The sequence below is a fragment of the Postechiella marina genome (assembly GCF_039538365.1).
GTDB lineage: Bacteria > Bacteroidota > Bacteroidia > Flavobacteriales > Flavobacteriaceae > Postechiella > Postechiella marina.
In genome coordinates this window covers 99767-118798 of record NZ_BAABCA010000002.1, presented here as the reverse complement: position 1 = coordinate 118798, position 19032 = coordinate 99767, and the positions used below count along the sequence as shown (strand labels likewise).

13 protein-coding genes and 1 tRNA gene are annotated in these 19032 nt (G+C 32.5%); 6 read left to right on the top strand and 8 right to left on the bottom strand.

The window, feature by feature from the left end; all coding sequences use genetic code 11:
• Positions 1-246 precede the first annotated feature (246 nt).
• The 5 genes from ABD715_RS04290 (at position 247) to ABD715_RS04270 (ending at position 4208) form a co-directional block, all read left to right on the top strand.
• Positions 247-1794, top strand: coding sequence for an alpha-L-fucosidase (locus ABD715_RS04290; RefSeq protein WP_344786858.1), 1548 nt, complete (start codon positions 247-249; stop codon positions 1792-1794).
• 301 nt (positions 1795-2095) lie between these two features.
• Complete coding sequence (gene trxA, locus ABD715_RS04285) at positions 2096-2416, top strand: thioredoxin (protein ID WP_344786856.1); 321 nt, start codon at positions 2096-2098, stop codon at positions 2414-2416.
• 84 nt (positions 2417-2500) lie between these two features.
• Positions 2501-3040 carry a ClpP family protease gene (locus ABD715_RS04280; RefSeq protein WP_344786855.1) on the top strand — a complete coding sequence of 180 codons (540 nt, stop codon included), beginning with the start codon at positions 2501-2503 and terminating at the stop codon, positions 3038-3040.
• An 84-nt stretch (positions 3041-3124) separates the two neighbouring features.
• Complete coding sequence (locus ABD715_RS04275) at positions 3125-4054, top strand: DUF58 domain-containing protein (RefSeq protein WP_344786854.1); 930 nt, start codon at positions 3125-3127, stop codon at positions 4052-4054.
• Positions 4055-4134: 80 nt separating this feature from the next.
• A tRNA-Asp gene (locus tag ABD715_RS04270) sits at positions 4135-4208 on the top strand.
• A 323-nt stretch (positions 4209-4531) separates the two neighbouring features.
• Here the strand turns inward: ABD715_RS04270 and ABD715_RS04265 are convergent.
• Entirely contained in the window at positions 4532-6148 is a 1617-nt protein-coding gene (locus ABD715_RS04265) for a tetratricopeptide repeat protein (RefSeq protein ID WP_344786853.1), read from the bottom strand.
• Between the two features lie 516 nt (positions 6149-6664).
• Between ABD715_RS04265 and ABD715_RS04260 the strand changes: the two genes are divergently transcribed.
• A complete protein-coding gene (locus ABD715_RS04260) occupies positions 6665-11527 on the top strand; it encodes a DUF8202 domain-containing protein (RefSeq protein WP_344786852.1) in 4863 nt (1620 codons plus the stop codon).
• A 100-nt stretch (positions 11528-11627) separates the two neighbouring features.
• Here the strand turns inward: ABD715_RS04260 and ABD715_RS04255 are convergent, their stop codons facing one another.
• The 7 genes from ABD715_RS04255 to ABD715_RS04225 are packed head-to-tail and all read right to left on the bottom strand — an operon-like array spanning position 11628 to position 19010.
• Entirely contained in the window at positions 11628-12935 is a 1308-nt protein-coding gene (locus ABD715_RS04255) for a TRAP transporter large permease (RefSeq protein ID WP_344786851.1), read from the bottom strand.
• Between the two features lie 2 nt (positions 12936-12937).
• On the bottom strand, positions 12938-13423 hold the full coding sequence (locus ABD715_RS04250) for a TRAP transporter small permease (protein WP_344786850.1): 486 nt from the start codon (positions 13421-13423) through the stop codon (positions 12938-12940).
• Positions 13424-13428: 5 nt separating this feature from the next.
• Complete coding sequence (locus tag ABD715_RS04245; RefSeq protein ID WP_344786849.1) at positions 13429-14400, bottom strand: TRAP transporter substrate-binding protein; 972 nt, start codon at positions 14398-14400, stop codon at positions 13429-13431.
• The gene (uxaC, locus tag ABD715_RS04240) at positions 14397-15824 is read right to left on the bottom strand and encodes a glucuronate isomerase (protein ID WP_344786848.1); all 1428 of its coding nucleotides are present in this window, start codon (positions 15822-15824) and stop codon (positions 14397-14399) included. The genes ABD715_RS04245 and uxaC overlap by 4 nt, the downstream gene beginning before the upstream one ends.
• 1 nt (position 15825) lies before the next feature.
• Entirely contained in the window at positions 15826-16992 is a 1167-nt protein-coding gene (uxuA, locus tag ABD715_RS04235; protein ID WP_344786847.1) for a mannonate dehydratase, read from the bottom strand.
• 13 nt (positions 16993-17005) lie between these two features.
• Positions 17006-17815 (bottom strand): SDR family oxidoreductase, encoded by an 810-nt coding sequence (locus ABD715_RS04230; RefSeq protein ID WP_344786846.1) that lies wholly within the window; start codon positions 17813-17815, stop codon positions 17006-17008.
• Between the two features lie 13 nt (positions 17816-17828).
• Positions 17829-19010 carry a DUF4861 family protein gene (locus ABD715_RS04225; RefSeq protein ID WP_344786845.1) on the bottom strand — a complete coding sequence of 394 codons (1182 nt, stop codon included), beginning with the start codon at positions 19008-19010 and terminating at the stop codon, positions 17829-17831.
• Between the last annotated feature and the right edge of the window lie 22 nt (positions 19011-19032).

The window sequence follows — 19032 nt, the reverse complement described above, 5'->3', positions numbered from 1 at the left end:
TTTAAATTGTTTTTGTTAATCGAATAAATTTGTTTTTTTTTAAGGTAAGCAAAGTTTCCTGTGTTAACATCTGTGGTTTATCTAGTAATAGATAATTTTAAAGCACAACTTTTACTATTAGATTTAGGGTAAAATTTTTCAATCGACTCTTTTTTATTTTTTATACAATAGAAATAGTTTTTAAAACATGAGTCATGTTTTTATAGGTTAAGAAGACTTATTTTTGAGTTTTAAAACTTAAATTTTATGAGGTTATTAATTATACCATTCTTAATATGCTTGTTTTCGTGTAATACAAAAACAGTAGCAAAAAAAGAAACCAACATCACTTATGAAGCTAATTGGGAATCGTTAAAACAACATAAAACGCCTGATTGGTTTTTAGATGCAAAATTCGGAATTTATTGCCATTGGGGGCCATATAGTGTTCCAGAATTCGAAAACGAATGGTACTCGCATTGGATGTATGTAGATAAAAATAATCCAGAAGCTAATAATAAAACAGGTCAAAAAATAAACAAGCACCATATAGAAACATACGGAGCGTTAGATACGTTTGGTTATAAAGATTTTATACCCATGTTTACTGCCGAGAAATTTAACGCTGCAGAGTGGGCGCAGTTATTTAAAGATGCTGGAGCAAAATTTGCAGGTCCAGTATCAGAGCATGCCGATGGTTTTGCTATGTGGGATAGCGATCTTACAAGATGGAATGCAAAAAATATGGGGCCAAAGCGTGATATAATGGGAGAACTATCTACAGAAATTAGAAAGCGCGACATGAAATTTATAGCAACGTTTCATAGGCAATGGTTGTTTGGTTGGTTCCCTACTTGGGATGAGAATACTGATGCAGCCAACCCTGAATATGCAGATTTATATGGTCCTAAGTTAAAAAAAGGAGATTTTGTGTATCCTAAAAATCCGCATAAAGCTAATTTTAATAACGATAAATACTATCCGTTAGCCAATAAAGCGTTTAACGACGAGTGGCTAAGTAGGCTTAAAGAAATTGTAGATAAATACAACCCAGATATGGTTTGGTTTGATAATAAAATGGATATAATAAGCGAGGCGCATAGAAAAGAGTTTTTAGAGTATTATTACAATCATGCCGAGAACAGAAAACAAGATGTAGTTTCTACCTATAAGTTTTTCGATTTTGAAGAAGGTACAGCGGTTTTAGATTTAGAGCGTTCTAGAATGAAAGAGAAAAAAACTTTTCCGTGGTTAACAGACGATTCTATAGATTGGAAATCGTGGTCGCATATAAGTAATCCGCAATATAAAACAACTAACCGATTAATAGATTTTTTAGTAGATGTGGTAAGTAAAAACGGATCTGTGTTACTAAATATAACACCAAAAGCAAACGGAGAAATACCAGAAGGTGTAAAAACACGTTTACTTGAAATGGGGGCTTGGTTAAAGTTAAATGGAGAGGCTATTTATGGTAGTAGAACGTTTAAAGTGTATGGTGAAGGCGATACTACCATTACAGAAGGGCATTTAAGCGAAAATAAAAATGCCGATAATACAGCTAAAGATATTAGGTTTACCACAAAAGGAGATATACTTTATGCCACAGTGTTAGATTGGCCAGAAGATGAGGTTTTAAATATTTATACATTAAAAAAAGATAATGCTTATTTTAATAAAACAATTACATCTATTAGTTTATTAGGATACCATAAAAAATTAAACTTTAATGTTGATAATGAGGCACTAAAAATAGAATTGCCAAATAAAAAAACAGGAAATTATGCCTTTGTTTTTAAAATTTTAGCTGAATAATATTGTATTTTGCGCAAAGGATAGTAGTGGCATCCTTTTTAATGTGTTGTGTTATATAGTATTAAAACCTACTTATAGTTTATAAAACAGATTTTAATTTAAACTAAAAACAAGATACATTAAAAAGATATAACGAATAGCCTGACCACCTTTTTGGGTGGTTGCGCCCAGATTATGCTAAAATAACTACAAACAATCTTAGTATAAACAAAACAAATTGTTAGCTTGTAAGCTTTAGAGAAATTTTTGACTAATTTTGTGTTATTAAAATTAATTAAGAACATATTAAAATATAAATATTATGGCATTAGAAATAACAGATGCGACTTTTGAAGAAAAAGTACTAAATAGTGACAAACCAGTATTGGTTGATTTTTGGGCTGCTTGGTGTGGACCATGTAGAATGGTTGGACCAATTATAGAACAAATTAGCGAAGAATACGATGGTAAAGCTCTTGTTGGTAAAGTAGACGTAGATGCTAACCAAGAATTTGCAGCTAAATATGGTGTTCGTAACATACCTACTGTTTTAGTATTTCAAAACGGTGAGGTAGTTGGTAGACAAGTTGGTGTAGCGCCTAAAAACGCTTATACAGATGCTATTGATGGTCTTTTAAAGTAACATTTTATTAAAAGAAAATACAAAAGGTTTGCCATAATGGTGAACCTTTTTTTATTTTAGATGGAAATTAGAAAAAATAATATTATGAGTAAAAATAAAGTTCAAGACGCGATAGATAGCAAATTAATAGAGGAACGTAAAATATTTTTATGGGGACAGGTAGACGACGATTCGGCTAAGCATGTTATAGATAGACTTATGTATTTAGACGCCTTAAGTAACGATACCATTCATTTATACGTTAATAGTCCTGGAGGTTATGTAACTTCTGGTTTTGCTATTTATGATTGTATGAAATCTATTAAAAGTCCAGTGTCTACTATCTGTACTGGTTTTGCAGCTTCTATGGGATCTATTATTTTATCTGCAGGCGAAAAAGGCAAACGTTTTATACAACCACATGCTCGTGTAATGATACACCAGCCAAGCGGTGGTGCTCGTGGACAAGCTAGTGATATAGAAATTACAGCAAAAGAAATTATAAAAACTAAAGAGTTAAGTGCAGAGCTACTTGCTAATAACTGCGGACAAGATGTAGATAAAATAATAAAAGACTTTAATCGAGACCATTGGATGGGAGCAGAAGAGTCTGTTGCTTATGGTATTGTAGACGCGATTATCTAGAAAAATATTGTAAATAGTAAAAAAGACAAGGTTTTAAAATCTTGTCTTTTTAATTTAAAAGTGAAGCGGCTTAATAAAAAATAGATGAATTTACAACGCGAATTAAACAAAACCGAAGGTTTTAAAAATTTAGAACTACTGGCAAAGCAGGTAGTAGAAGGGTTTATTTCGGGTATGCATAAAAGTCCGTTTCATGGGTTTTCGGCAGAGTTTGCCGAGCATAAAATTTATAATCAAGGAGAAAGTACCAGACATATAGATTGGAAACTTTTTGCTAAAACAGATAAGCTTTATACCAAGCGCTACGATGACGAAACTAATTTACGCTGCCATATTATTGTAGATAATAGTAGCTCTATGCATTATCCAGAAAAACATACTTTATCCATTAATCAATTAAACAAAGTAGCTTTTTCTGCATTAGCATCTGCGGCTTTAATGCATTTGTTAAAAAAACAGCGCGATGCTGTAGGTTTAAGTATTTATAGTGATGCTTACGATTTTTATGCACCAGAGAAGGGGAGTGAGAGGCATCATCAAATGTTATTAGACAAGTTAAGCAATACGGTAATTATAAAGCCCGAAAACAAACAAACAGAAACTTATACGTATTTACATCAAATAGCAGAAAAAATACACAGGAGGTCTTTAATTTTTTTATTTACCGATATGTTTCAAACCACAACAGATGAAACTAAGTTATTTGAGGCTCTAAGGCATTTAAAATATAATAAACACGAAGTTGTATTGTTTCATGTTTTTGATAAAGAAAGCGAATTAACCTTTAATTTTGATAATACTCCAAAGCGTTTTATAGATGTTGAAACCGGAGAACATATAAATTTGTATTCCGAAACAGTAAAATCGTCATATAATGATGCTGTAGCTTCATATTTTGAAGCTTTAAAATTAAAATGCGCTCAATACAAGATAAATTATGTAGAAGCCGATATAAACAAAGGTTTTGGTAACATACTCACAACGTATATGTTAGAGCGACAAAAATTTGGTTAGAAAAAATATTTAAAAAAAAATATAAAAAAGGCTTTGAGATATCAAAAAGACGTGTATCTTTGCAATCGCAATAACGCAACGGTCTGGTAGTTCAGTTGGTTAGAATGTCGCCCTGTCACGGCGAAGGTCGCGGGTTCGAGTCCCGTCCAGACCGCAAAATTGCAACAAAGAAGCTCTGAGAAATTAGAGCTTTTTTTGGCAATAAACGGTAGTTGTGTTGTTTTGATAGGTGTAGTAGTCTATCGAAATATGGTAGTGATGCTAAAGTAATTTAGCGCGAAACCGATGGAAAGCTTTCCTTTTTTCTTTTATAGAAAATTGGGATGCTTTTTTGTTTTAAATCCATTTTAAAAAGAAATCCTTCTCGAAAAAATGGTGTTTAACCAAATATTTAGTTAACTTAAATAATACCATTATTCTATAGCTATTACAGCCATAGGCTTTAGTACAAAAGCTTTTACGTGTATGGTTTTTGTCTTATATTTTACTAATAAATTCTTCTAGGTTTTCTTCCCTGCTTAATCCTATTTTTTTGCGTAATCTATGTCTTGATGTGTGAACGCTCTCTACCGAGATGCCAAGTAATTTGGCCATATCTTTACTAGAAAAATTAAGCTTAACCAAGGCACAAATTTTTTGATCTGTTTGACTCAGTTTTGGAAATTGAGTTTTTAGTTTTGTGTAAAAGCTCTCGTTTATAGATGTAAATGTTGCTTCAAACTCTTTCCAGTTATTGTTAGGATTGCCTTGAATAGATTTTAAAACACGATTTATAACTTGTACATCAATATTGCCCTCTTTTTGATTTGCTAATTTTTTTTTGATATTAGAAATAAACTCATCTTTTTCAATTAACCTTAAAGCTGATGCTGTTAATTCTTTGTTTTTTAATTCTAGCACTTCTTCTTTCTGCTTAATTTTTAAGCGCTGTTTTTCTTTTAAAATCTCCTTTTCAGCATTATGTTTATTCCTTATATATCTAATGTATAAAAAAGTGAATAAAGCTAGTGATACAATAGAAACTAGCAGAATTATAGATTGTAAGTACCAAATATGTTCTTCGTTTTCTAATTTTGTAATATGTTGCTGTTTTAAAAGATTGGCTTCTCTATCTTTTTCAATACGATATTTATCTTTAATTTCTAATAAGTGTTGATTGTTTTTACTTTTGCTTCCAAAAATGTCATCATTTAATTTTTTAAACTTTAATAAAAAATAATTAGCCTTCTCATAGTCTTTTTTATTTTGATAAATGTTGAATAGAGCTTCAAAAGATTTTAGTTTATAATCTACGTGGCTATTATAAGTTCTAGAAATGTTAAGCGATTTTTTATAATTTATAATGCCCTTTGTTGTATCTCCTTTTTTTAAATAAACATCGCCCAGTAAAGCATATATTATTACAAGGTATTCTTGTTTATTTTCTTTAAAATAAGTTTTGGCTTGGTCTAATTTTTTTAATCCATTGGTATAATTACCATTTATAGCATCTAAATATCCAGACTCAGATATGTAATAGAAATTATCCTGAGGTTCTTTTCTATGTTGTTGTAAAAAGGCGAGACTATCTACATATTTACTTGCTTTATCGTAGTTTTTATTAACCCTATAAAAAGATAAAAGAGAAAAATAGTTTTCTGTTAAGTAATCTATATTTATGGTTTTGTTTTTAACAAATTCCTTTTTAGTGTTTAACGCCAGGGTAAGATACTCTAGTGCTTTGTCATTTCTTTTGTAAAAAGAGTATAGCCAACCGAGTCCTTGGTAAATTTTGGCTTTAGCGTATAAGTTTTTAGAGTGGTCTGCAAGTAATAAGGCTTCCCAGTAACCATCATAGGCTTTTTCGTAGTTCACATTATGTGCGTATAATTGTGATGTCTCTATTAATATATTAATAACAGCCAATGTGTCTTTTTCTTTTGTTCTTAGCTCATATCCTTTTTTAAAATAATAAAAAGCGCTGTCTTGGTTTTTAAATTTATAGGAAATAGCCTTGGCTAAAATACTGTCTTTTATTTCTATGCGTTGAGCCAGTAAATTGCTTGAAAAAAATAAAATTGTAAAAGAAATTATTAAATATCTTAAAAATTGCATTTGTATAGTTTAGTTGGTGCTGATGTGTACGTAAATGTATTAAAAATTTAGTTTTTTACACTTAAAATTCACGTCTATGTTTATGCTTTAACTAGACAATATAGATGTTAATTTAGTTTTTGTTATTTTTAAATATTGAAAATCAGTTATTTGTAAAAATTTCGATATATGTCAACTAACAAAAATTGAAAATGATTTTTAATTCAAATAAGAAACCATTATCAAATTTGAAACAGTTATGTGTTGTGTTTACTTAACCATCATTTACTTCTCAATTTTTACAAATATTTTAATTATTTGGTTTTTTATTTTAAGAAAGTTTTATCAAACTATCCTTTGGTGGTATACAGTATGCTATTATTTGTTAGTTTTTACTCGCTCTTTAAAGTGGGAAAAAACATACTAAAAAATGCATTTTTTTAAACTTTATTTTGCTGAATTAAATATAAGTTGTATTTTTGTCGTGTAAATATGCTGTTAATCGATGAAATAATTTGGGTTTTTTAAATCTTAATTATGAAAAAGAAACAGAACTTAACCTCTTCTATAATATGCGCATGTGCTATGTTCGTGCTAAGTATATTATTTGGTAATGCGCAAAACATGCGAGTTGACGTTTATGGTGGGTCAACAGTATCAGATGGAGATTCTGTTACAATGTCGTCAGGTAGTTATCAATGGTTTACCATACAGAGTGCGCGAGGCGATTGCTCTAATGTAAGAATAGACGATATTATTTTAAGTAATAATACCGATTTTTCTGTTGGCACATATTATTATGGATGGTATAGGCCAATTCCAGTAAATTTAAAAGCGCCATACTGCTATAACGGAGTGCAGACCTTATGGTTTTACATTATTAACAATACAGGTAACTGTAGCGCCAGCACTAATGTTACTATTCAAAACAATAGAGATCCCGATTTTGATTTTACTTTTTCGATGGGAACATCTCCAGAAATTTTTGCTTCTGGAGGAGATCCGCAAGCAGATGTGTTAAATAATACAGCAACAACAGATTTAAACGGAACTTATTTTGGTGTGGTAGAAGAAGGAGCATCTGTAACAAGACGTTTTACTTTATCAAATATTGGTACTTGTGCATTAGATATCTCTTCGGTTCTAAGTAATAATCCTAATTTTACTATATCGTCTCCAGTTTCATTTCCTTACACAGGTATGGCATCTTTATCAGGAATCTATATAGATGTTACATTTACTGGTCCTTCTGCAGTTTCGGGCACACAGTCTGCTGCTATAAGTGTTAATTCTAACGACCCAGATACAAGTTCTTTTATTATAAATGTAAGTGCAGAAATGTTTGATTATAGTATACCAGGCCCTGGTGGTGTTACAGCAGATTTTAGACTTTGGTTAAAGTCTACTAGAGGTGTTACTAAAACCGGATCTGCAGTAACAGATTGGTTAGATGTTGGTACTAATTTAAAATCTGCTACTGCAGATCCTGGAAACGAACCGACTTATGTCGATTCTGCAACAGAGAATATAAATTTTAATCCAGTTATTAAATTCGAAAACGATGGTGGAGCCAATAATCAATTTATGTACAACACATCAAACGGATTTTATACAGAAGATATTTTTATAGTTATGGTTCCAGACGCTACAATGACAAGTGCATCGTCTAAGAGCACTATTTTTGCAGGAGCAGAAACGGTAAATATAAACGATGTAACAGGAATTGGTTTTGGAGACTATTCTCTAGGTTTAACAAACGAAACTTTGTCTTACAACCAAGGTATTCCTTTAGGTACGTATTATGGTACAGGAGATACTAGTGCAAGTTATAGTAACCCAGGTATAATTAATGTAACTAATAACGCCTTGAGTTCTCCTACAGGACAAGAAATCTTATATAATTCTTCTGTAATTAGTAGTGCAAGTTCTGGGCTTTTTACCAATCTTACAGCGGGTAGCCAATATGCAATTGGGGGTAATTTAGGTAGTGCAGGTTCTTTAAACGGAAGAATAGCCGAGATTTTTACATTTGCAAGTAAATTAGACAATGCAGAAAGACAAAAAATAGAATCGTATTTAGCTATTAAATATGGTATTACCTTAGGGGGTTCTACAGAGGCTTTAAAAGACTATGTCAGTTCTTTTGGCACTTCAGTTTGGGACATAACAGCTAATTTGGGTTATAATTACGATGTGGCAGGGATAGGAAGAGATGATAGTTCAGATTTAAACCAAAAACAGTCTAAGTCTGTAAATAGAATAGACGAAGTTACTATTGGTTTACAAGGTGTTTTCGATACAAATACCGAAAATCCAAATGAGTTTCATGAAGATGGAGAGTTTTTAATTTGGGGTAATAATAATGGACCATATACAGGCTCTAACACTAATACAGTAAATATAACGTCGAGTATAACAACATCGTTAACTCGCATAGATAGAAAATGGAAAATTGTAGAATCTATAGAAACTGTGGGCGATGTAGAAAATGTTTATATTTCTATCCCTACTTCTGCATTTAGTTCTTTTACAAAATTAGCAACAGAAGAATACGCTTTAATTGTGGCTGATAATGATAATTTTACTGATGCCGATATTATAGATGTTATTCCTTTAAAATCTGATGGGGGCACTAATCTAGAAACATGGTATCACTTTAATGGTACCAAGTTTTTTACCTTCGGAAAAGTTTCTAAGTTAACTAGTAATCATTCAATATCATTAGGTGTTGGAGATTATTTAGCGGGAGAGTCTTTACTTAATTTAAACTCTGAAGCATTTACGCTTTCTTCATGGATTAAATGTGCTTCTGTAGCTAGTAATCGTACAATAATATCAAAAGGAGAAAAGTTGCAAATTCGTTTAAACACAACTGGTCATGTTGAAGTTTTTATAGACGATGCTGTAACACCTAAGTACACCTCAAATATGGATGTAGATGATGGTAAGTGGCATCAGACTACTTTTGTTTACGATAGCGGAACCATTTTATTGTATATAGATGGTGTTTTAGATAAGTCGATATCTAACATAGTACATCCTTCGCCTAACTTTAATCGTTTTATTATTGGTGCTGTATATGATGATATAACCGATATTGTATCAAGTTCTTTACAAGGAGAAATAGACGAGGTTTATGTTTGGGATTTTGGTCTTTCTGCTGCACAGGTAAAATATTTAATGAATCAAGAAGTAGAGAAAAACGGTTCTGGTTTTGTTCAAGGCACCATATTACCTTATGATGCAGCTAGTAATGCTTTAATAGCCTTACCTTGGACAAATTTAAGAGCATATTATAACTTTAATTCCTTCTATGGTTCTACTACAGAGGGTTTAACAGATGATCGTTTCTTTTTAAGACTTAATTATTTAAATAAAGATAAAGAGTTAGTAGACGACCAAACGGCACCTTTACCTTACATTACTGCTAATGCAGGTGCATGGGATACCCCTGCAACATGGAGTAATAATGCAGATCAGGTTATACCAAATTCATTGTCTTTAGATGGTACAACAGTTATAGACTGGAATATTGTACAAACAGAACACGACATTACTTCTGGAGATAGAGATATTTCTCTTTTAGGATTAGTTGTAGCAGACGGTACCTTCGAAATAGCAGATCCTGTAATTACAACTCCTGTAGAAGATAATGCAGGGCAAGCTCTTTTTATATCTAATTATTTAGAGTTAGATGGTGTTATAGATTTGGTGGGCGAGTCACAGTTAATTCAACTGGAAGGTAGTATTATAGACGCCGATAGTGGCGGTTACATAGAGCGAGATCAGCAAGGAACAGAAAATGCCTATAATTATAACTACTGGAGCTCTTCGGTGGGGCCAATTACAGGAAATGCGTCGGCAAGAGGTACAGGTGTTACCGCACCAAATGCTAATTATACCATATTAGAGGCTGTTAAAAATGGCTCTGATTCTGATGGTTATGCAGATCTTGGTTTCGACCCCTCTGCTAATGCAGGAGCATTACCTCCTCCAGGATTACATAAAATTATTAGTACCTATTGGTTATATAAGTTTTATGGAGCCGAAGACGATTATAATGCTTGGGAACCATTAACAGAATTAACATCTATTGCTCCAGGAGAAGGTTTTACCATGAAGGGATCAAAAGGAGCTGCACCTATAACAAACGAGCAAAATTATGTGTTTAAAGGATTGCCTTATAATGGCGATATTAGTTTAACATTAGATAAAACATCTGGAGATGTAGAGCGATTGGTGGGTAATCCTTACCCGTCTGCTATAGATGCTACCGAGTTTATTTTAGATAATTTAAGTATTGCAGATGGTGGTAATAATACAACAGGCACAGTTATTAACGGAGCGCTATATTTCTGGGATCATTTTGGTCAAGTAGATTCTCATAATTTAGGAGAATATGTTGGCGGTTATGCTACTAGAAATTTAACAGGTGGTGCTGCAGCGATATCCAACGATGCTCGAATTAATAATACAGGGGCAGTAGGGTCAAAAGTACCAGGACAATACATACCTGTTAACCAGGGTTTCTTTGTGTCAACCAAAGTAGAGGCTGGTTTGCTAGACGAACATGGAGTTCAAATCGACCCTATTGATGGTGGAGATATTGTATTTAAAAACAGCCAACGTATTTATGCAAAAGAAGATGGAACAACATCATTATTCTTAAAGTCTTCATCTAAAAAAGGAAATACAGCAAGCGTTAATACAGAGGAAGCAATTCCAACTTTAAAGTTAATGTTCGATTCTCCAAAAGGCTACCATAGGCAAATAGTATTAGGTGTTAATAATTCTGCTTCTAATGGTTTTGATATGGGTTACGATGCTATTATGGTCGACGTTAACCAAGAAGATATGTATTGGAGATTAAATGACAATAAATTTGTTATACAAGGTGTAAATAATTTAAATGCAACTCAAAAGTTTCCTTTAGGGGTTGTGGTTAGCGAGTCTGGGCTGTCTACTATTAAAATTGATGAGCAAGAACATATAGATTCAAACCTGCCAATATATATTAAAGATAATGCAACTGGTTTAACGCACGATATTAGTTTGGCTCCTTATCAGGTATATCTTGAAAAAGGTACTTATAATGAGCGTTTTGAAGTGGTTTTTGAAGCATCGTCTGCAGCTACTTTAAATATTGAAGACACTCATGTTTTAAATGATGTTACTTTATTTTATAATGATGAAGCATCTGTAGTAGAAATTAAAAAAACGTCTGATACTTATATCTCAGATATAAACATTTATAATTTACTTGGGCAAGAGTTACAAGTGTTGCCTGTAAATAGTAATTTAAAACAAATTACTATTCCTGCTAAAATAAATACAGGAGTTTATATTTTTAAAATGAATACAGAAAAAGGATTGATTAATAGAAAAGTGATTGTTAAATAGTTTGCTTGTTTAGTTGAAAAGTAAAAGGTGTCTTTAATTCGACACCTTTTATGTTTTATATACAACCTATAATTAAGTTGAGAAATAAGAATTAATCAATTTACTTTAAGCCAAATAGTCTTGGTAAATACATAGATATTTCTGGAATATAGCTTATTAACATTAATACTGCCACCATTATAGCTAAAAATGGGAGTAAAGGTTTTATTACTTGTGTAACCGAAACTTTGGCAACGCCACTACCAACAAAGAGTAGTGTGCCCACAGGAGGCGTACAAATGCCAATACAAAGGTTTAAAACAATTACAATTCCAAAGTGTACCGGATCCATGCCCAAAGTAGTTACAACTGGAAGAAAAATTGGTGTAAATATTAACACAGCAGGTGTCATATCCATAAAAGTACCAATAATCAATAGAATAAGGTTAATAGCTAAAAATATAACAAATTTATTGTGTAAAGAATCTAATAAAAATGTACTAATCATTTCAGGAATGCCTTCAAAAGAAAATAACCAAGACATAGCCATAGATGTACATATTAAAAACATAACTACAGCAGTAGTTTTGGCACTTGATAGTAATACTTTTGGGAAATCTGTAAATTTCATATCGCCATAAATTAGCGATAATACAGCAGCATATAATACTGCAATTACAGAAGCTTCTGTAGCTGTAAACACTCCTGCTACAATACCGCCAACAACAATAACTAGTAGTAGTAAGCTAAAAAAAGCTTTTCTAAAAAAGGTCCAAATTTCTAACAATGTTGCGCGTTTTTCTTTGGGGTATCCTTTGCTAATAGCAATAAAAGCAACATAGCCCATAATTGCCAACCCTAATAAAATACCAGGTAAATAGCCTGCAATAAATAGAGCAGCTACAGACGCTGTACCACCACTTGCTAAGGCATAAACAATTAATATATTACTAGGCGGAATTAATAATCCAGTTGTAGATGCTGTAATATTTACAGAAGCACTTAAAGTTCTTGGGTAGCCTTCATCTTCCATTCTATCTGTCATAATAGAACCAATAGCAGACGCTGCAGCTACTGCAGACCCAGAAATAGCTCCAAATAACATAGATGCTAATATGTTAACGTAAGCCAATCCGCCAGGTAAACTAGCTACTAATGATTTAGCAAAATTAATAAGCCGGTTGGCAATGCCTCCTTGTTTCATAATTTCGCCTGCCAAAACAAAAAACGGAATAGCTAAAAGAGCAAAACTATCTATACCAGTAGTCATGCGTTGTGCAATGGTTGTTATTCCAGGCAGCTTGTCTATGTTTAATAAAAGACTTAATGTAGTAGCAATACCAATACTATAAGCAACAGGCACTTTTAAAAGTAAAAGTCCAAAGAAACTAACAAACAAAACGATAATACTTATAACTTCTATACTCATAATTAATTATTGATTTTGTTAATATTTGAAATATGATATATCGAAAAAGCCATGATTAATAGCCCGCTAAAAGGCATAATAGCATAAACGTAACCTAGCGGAATACGTAATGTTCCAGAAAGTTGACCTAAGTGTAGTGTTGTATAAACAAGGTTAGAACCTCCAATAACCATAACAATTAAAGCGAAAAGAAATACAAATATTTCTATAAGAATTGATGCTTTTTTTTGATTTGTAACCGATAATTTATCATATAAAAAATCCATAGACAAATGCTCTTTCTTGGCATTAAGATAAGCAGCTCCTAAAACGGTCATCCATATTAAAGAAAACCTTGCAAACTCTTCGGTCCAAGTAAAAGAGGTGCCTAAAATATATCTTGAAAACACTTGAAAAAGGACATCTAAAACTAAGAGAGCAAAAATTGAAATTAGAATGATTTCAAGAATTTTATTACATTTATTAAATATAAGTTCTGATTTATTCATCCTTTTTATTTTTTAATTTGTTTTACAATATCTGCCATTTCAGGATATTCTTTTACAAAATCTTCTACTACAGATTTAGATTTTTCTGCAAACAGAGACTTTTCTGGAATAATAACCTCTACACCTGCTTTTTTAGCAATAGCCATACATTCTTCTACAGATTCGTTCCAGAAAACTTTTTGAGCTTGAGCAGATTCGTCTGCAGCCTCTTGTACCCAAATTTGTTCTTGTTTAGATAAACTTTCCCAGTATTTTGTACCAATTAAAAGTACATCTGGCACAGATGAATGTTGATCTAAAGTATAATACTTACTAATTTCGTAGTGGTTTGATGATACAAAAGATGGCGGGTTGTTTTCTGCCCCATCAACTACACCTTGTTGTATTGCTGTATATAGTTCTCCGTAGGCCAATGGCGTTGCAGATCCTCCCATAGAATTTACCATGTTAATGGCCATTTGATTGTTCATCACTCTAATTTTAAGACCTTCTAAGTCTTTAGGTGTTCTTATGGCTTTTTTACTCGTGTAAAAACTCCTGCTTCCTGCATCGTAATAGCACAAACCGCGTAACCAAAATTTAGATCCTTTGGCCAAAATAGATTTGCCTATATCGCCTTCTAAAATGTTAAATTGATGTTCTTTATCTCTAAACAAATAAGGTATACCTAGAATATGATATTCGGGAACAAAATTAGATAGGGTTGCTGCGCTTACTTTTGTTGCTGCGACACTGCCAATTTGTAATAACTCTAAAACCTCTCGTTCTGAACCTAATTGGGCATCTGGAAATATTTGAACCTTTAAAGTGCCATTAGATTTTAATTCTAAAGCCTTTTGAAATTCTAAAATACCTTTATGCACAGGGTGCGTTTGCGGTAAGGTATGCCCTAAATATAGCACTTTAGAATTATCACTTTTTTTGCAGGATAAAAAGCCCGTAAATAGTAGTGCTATTAATATTATTTTATAATTCATTGCTCTGTTGTTTGGTTAAACTTAAAATAGTTTATGGCATTATTGTAGCATATGTCTTGAATCATTTTGCCAAGAAAGGCGATATCATTAGGCACTAATCCTTTATTAATATCTTCTGCTATAATATTACATAAAATGCGCCTAAAATATTCGTGTCTAGGGAAAGATAAAAAACTTCGACTATCTGTAAGCATACCCACAAATCGGCTTAGTAAGCCAAGGTTAGATAAAGTGTTTATTTGTTTTTCCATACCATCTTTTTGATCTAAAAACCACCAAGCAGAACCCCATTGCATTTTTCCAGGAGCATCGGCATTGTTAAAATTACCCATCATGGTAGCAAATACTTCGTTTTGCGAAGGATTTAAATTATAAGAAATAGTTTTTGCAAGTTGATTGGTTTCGTCTAGCTGACTAAGTAATTTAGACATAGATTCTGCCATAGAATAATCGCCTATAGAATCGCAACCAGCATCTGCTCCAAATAGTTTTTGTAAACGTTTATTATTATTTCTTAAAGGCCCTAAATGGTATTGTTGAACCCAATTTTTTTCGTGATATTTTTTTCCTAAATGAATATAAATAGACGATTTGTATTTATTGATTTCAGAGCTAGATAATGTACCTCCTTTTAAATAATTGCTAAAAATTTTAGAAACTTCTTCAACCGTATAATCAACAATGGTAAAAGCTCCGCTAACACCGTAATCTGATAGTCTACAACCATTTTCATGAAAGAATTCAATTCTAGAATCGATAGCTTTTATTAATTCTTGATAAGATGTGATGGGGAAATTAACTGCATTTTCAAGACGTTTTAGATAACTTTTGAAATTATCTTGCTGGATGAAAAATAGGTTGTCAGAGCGAAACGTAGGATACACTTTTGTGTAAAAATCTTGTTTCGCAATTTGTTGATGGTATTTTAAACTATCAGCAGGATCATCTGTAGTACAAACCACTTCAACCTTCATTTGTTCTAATAATTGAGCAGGTGTTTTAGTTGATAATATAGCGTTTGCCTTTTTGTATATCTCTGAAGCAGTATTGGGTTGTAGGATACTATCGATATCAAAATACCTTTTTAATTCTAATTGCGTCCAATGAAATAAAGGGTTTCTTAAAGTATATGGTACAGTTTCGGCCCATTTAGAAAACTTATCTTCTAACGGTGCATTTCCTGTTATAAATTTTTCTTCAATACCGTTAGCGCGCATGCCACGCCATTTGTAATGATCTTCTTTTAACCACGCTTCGGTAATATTATTTACAGGTTTATTTTCTGCAATAAGTTGAGGCGATAAATGATTGTGGTAATCTATAATAGGTAAATCTTTTGCATAATTATGATACAGCGTTTTTGCTGCTTCAGATTCTAGTAAAAAATCATCTGTTATAAATCCGCTAGCTTTTATTTTACTCATACTACTGTGCATTGCTTTTAGATATACCTAAAGCTAAACCACGTAATTCTGCTAATCCGCGTAAGCGACCAATAGCAGAGTAGCCAGCATAGCTATCGTTATTTTTTAAATCTTGAAGCATTTGGTGTCCATGATCTGGGCGCATAGGTAAAGATACACCACGTTCTTTTTCTATTTTAAGCACTGTTTTTACCACTTCGAACATGTTCGAAGATCCGTCTAAATGGTTGTCTTCGTAAAAGCTCCCATTATCTTCTCGTTTTACATTTCTTAAATGAAGAAAGTGTATTTTGTCTTTAAATTTTTCAATCATTTTAGGTAAATCGTTATTAGGGTTTGCGCCTAAAGATCCGGTGCAAAACGTAATACCGTTAGAAGGACTATCTATAAAATTAACTAAATCGTCCAAATCGCTTTCCGATTTAATAATTCTTGGTAAACCCATAATATCCATTGGTGGATCGTCTGGATGAATAGCCATTTTAATGCCTAGTTCTTCACAAACAGGAATAACTTCGTTTAAAAAATAGCATAAATTTGCTTTTAAAATATTGTGACTTACATTATCGTATTGGGCAATCATCTCTTTAAAAACAGGAATGCTTAAATCGTCAACAGTTCCTGGTAAACCTTTTAAAATGCTATCTCTTAAACGTTGTTTTTCTTTTGGAGTCATATTTTCAAAGCGCATTTTTGCCTGCTCTAAAACCTCTGTAGAGTACGATTTTTCTACACCATCGCGTTGCATTATAAAACACTCGAAAGCAGCCATTTCTACTTTATCAAATCGTAAAGCTGTACTGCCATCTTCTAACTCCCAAAATAAATGTGTACGGGTCCAATCTAGCACAGGCATAAAATTGTAGCATACATTTTTAATACCACAAGCAGCAACATTTCTTAAGCTTTGCTTGTATACTTCTATGCGTTCTTTATAATCGCCAATGCGCAGTTTTATATTTTCGTGTATGGGTATACTTTCTATAAAAGACCAATGCAAACCTGCGTTTTCTATGCTGTTTTTTACTTTTTGTATTTCGCTTATTTCCCAAAGTTTGCCATTAGCAATATGGTGTAATGCGGTTACTACTCCTGTTGCGCCAGCTTGCTTTATATCTGATAGTTTAACAGCATCGGCCTCACCAAACCATCTAAATGTTTCTTGCATATTTTCTTATTTATTAAACGCCACTAAAGGCTCCAAAACCTCCGTCAATACTAATTACAGTTCCTGTAATAAATTTACCAGCATCAGATGCTAATAGCTGTACAGCACCATTAAGTTCTTCGGCATTTCCAAAACGCTTCATAGGTGTGTTTTCAATTATTGTATTTCCTCTGTCTGTTAAAGATCCATCTTCGTTGGTTAGTAATTTTCTGTTTTGATCTGCAATAAAAAAACCAGGAGCTATAGCATTTACACGAATTTTGTCGCCAAATTTTAATGCCATATCTACCGCCATCCATCTTGTAAAGTTTTCCATGGCTGCCTTAGATGCAGAGTAGCCAACTACACGGGTAAGCGCTTGTGGTACAGCCATAGAGCTTATGTTAATAATAGAGCCATTGCCTTGTTTAGACATGTGTTTGCCAAATACCAAAGATGGTACAACGGTACCCATTAAATTTAGGTCTGTTACCTTTTGAAAATCTGGAATAGACATATCAAATAAAGAATCGCCTGGAGAAATTGTGGCTCCTGGCATATTACCACCAGCAGCATTAATTAAAATATCTATGTGTCCCCAAGTACTTAAAATATTTTCTTTTACAGCAATTAAATTGTCTTTGTTTAAAACATCAGCTTTAAAACCTTTTGCGTTTGTAGTTGATATTGAATTTGCAAACGTTTCTGCTTTTTCTTGATTTCTTCCTAATATGGCAACTTTTGCTCCTGCTTCAATAAAATGTTTTGCTATGTTTGAACCTAAAACACCATAACCACCAGTAATGATTACGACTTTGTCTTTTATATTGAATATTGTACTCACGTAAAATGTGTTTTTATTGTTTTATTATGTTAATATTTAAAGGTGTGTTAATTTTTTTTGAGAAAGCGCTTAAATAACGTTCCCATTGGTATTTATCTTTAAACTGATTGCTTTTAGACCAAGTAAACCCAGAGTAATAGATAACCTTATTATTTTTTACATTTAGGTGAACATAGGCATTACTTAAGTCTTTAGTTTTTACGTCGTATTTTTCGTTGCCAGCGTAATGTAAAGACGGTGCTATAATAGCAGTTCCTATTTGGGTTTTACCAAGGTGAGGTTGCCAATAATTAATCCAATTTTCGTCTTTATGAGTCGATAATAATCCGTCTTTTTCATGAAGTGTTAAACCAGCAGATATTGTTTTTACGCCTTCTATATTTACCTCGAATTTAGATAGATTACTTCCTTTATCTAAGCTTATAATTCTAGATTCTTTAATTTGTTTGCCTTCTGGTCCCCAAAGATCATATTCCAAATAAAAGCTAGTTCTAATAGGTCCTGTTGTAATGGTTTTCCACTTTGTGAAATTTTTTGAAATGTAATAGGTGCTATCTTGTTTGTATGCCAAACCACCAACACCACGACTACTACCTACATGAAAATTATCTAAACCTTCGCCTGTATCTTCGTGGTAACTTCCTGTTTTATTGGTGTATTTATCGTACCAACCATTAATTATAGAGTAATCTACACGTTTTAGCCAAGCATCGACACCACTAGAAAGTGTGCCCTCTTTAAGCTTGTTTTCAAAGCGGTATTGGGCATTTGGTCCAAAAACTCTAAAAGCAACTTTGTCGTTTTCCCAAGCATAATCGTCTGTGCGTTCTGGTACAAACCTAGAGTAGCAAATGGTTTGATGCTTAATTTGTTCTTCTTTAGAAAGCTTTATAACTTGATAAGTATTTGTAGAATTTGCAGCGATGTTTACTTGAAATAGTAAAACATCTATTATACCGTCATCATTATTATCAATAAGTTGAGAGATTAAAACCTTATTGGTTTTAACATTTTTTACACCATAAGATGCTAGGTTTTCAACTTTTAAAAATGATTTTGAAAGCTCAACAGTTTCAGAAGTTCTTTCAATGTCGAGTGTATTTTGTACTTTAATTAAAAGTGCCGATTTTTTTTGAGAGCAGGCTGTTAGAAAACTAATAATAATTATAGTAAAAAGTACTTTTAAAGCTTTCATTGTGGTGGTTATTTTTGGTTTA

Excerpts from the sequence above, each read along its gene's own strand:
- ABD715_RS04290 (WP_344786858.1), top strand. The coding sequence starts at position 247 with ATGAGGTTATTAATTATACCATTCTTAATATGCTTGTTTTCGTGTAAT.
- trxA (WP_344786856.1), top strand. The coding sequence starts at position 2,096 with ATGGCATTAGAAATAACAGATGCGACTTTTGAAGAAAAAGTACTAAAT.
- ABD715_RS04280 (WP_344786855.1), top strand. The coding sequence starts at position 2,501 with ATGAGTAAAAATAAAGTTCAAGACGCGATAGATAGCAAATTAATAGAG.
- ABD715_RS04275 (WP_344786854.1), top strand. The coding sequence starts at position 3,125 with ATGAATTTACAACGCGAATTAAACAAAACCGAAGGTTTTAAAAATTTA.
- ABD715_RS04265 (WP_344786853.1), bottom strand. The coding sequence starts at position 6,148 with ATGCAATTTTTAAGATATTTAATAATTTCTTTTACAATTTTATTTTTT.
- ABD715_RS04260 (WP_344786852.1), top strand. The coding sequence starts at position 6,665 with ATGAAAAAGAAACAGAACTTAACCTCTTCTATAATATGCGCATGTGCT.
- ABD715_RS04255 (WP_344786851.1), bottom strand. The coding sequence starts at position 12,935 with ATGAGTATAGAAGTTATAAGTATTATCGTTTTGTTTGTTAGTTTCTTT.
- ABD715_RS04250 (WP_344786850.1), bottom strand. The coding sequence starts at position 13,423 with ATGAATAAATCAGAACTTATATTTAATAAATGTAATAAAATTCTTGAA.
- ABD715_RS04245 (WP_344786849.1), bottom strand. The coding sequence starts at position 14,400 with ATGAATTATAAAATAATATTAATAGCACTACTATTTACGGGCTTTTTA.
- uxaC (WP_344786848.1), bottom strand. The coding sequence starts at position 15,824 with ATGAGTAAAATAAAAGCTAGCGGATTTATAACAGATGATTTTTTACTA.
- uxuA (WP_344786847.1), bottom strand. The coding sequence starts at position 16,992 with ATGCAAGAAACATTTAGATGGTTTGGTGAGGCCGATGCTGTTAAACTA.
- ABD715_RS04225 (WP_344786845.1), bottom strand. The coding sequence starts at position 19,010 with ATGAAAGCTTTAAAAGTACTTTTTACTATAATTATTATTAGTTTTCTA.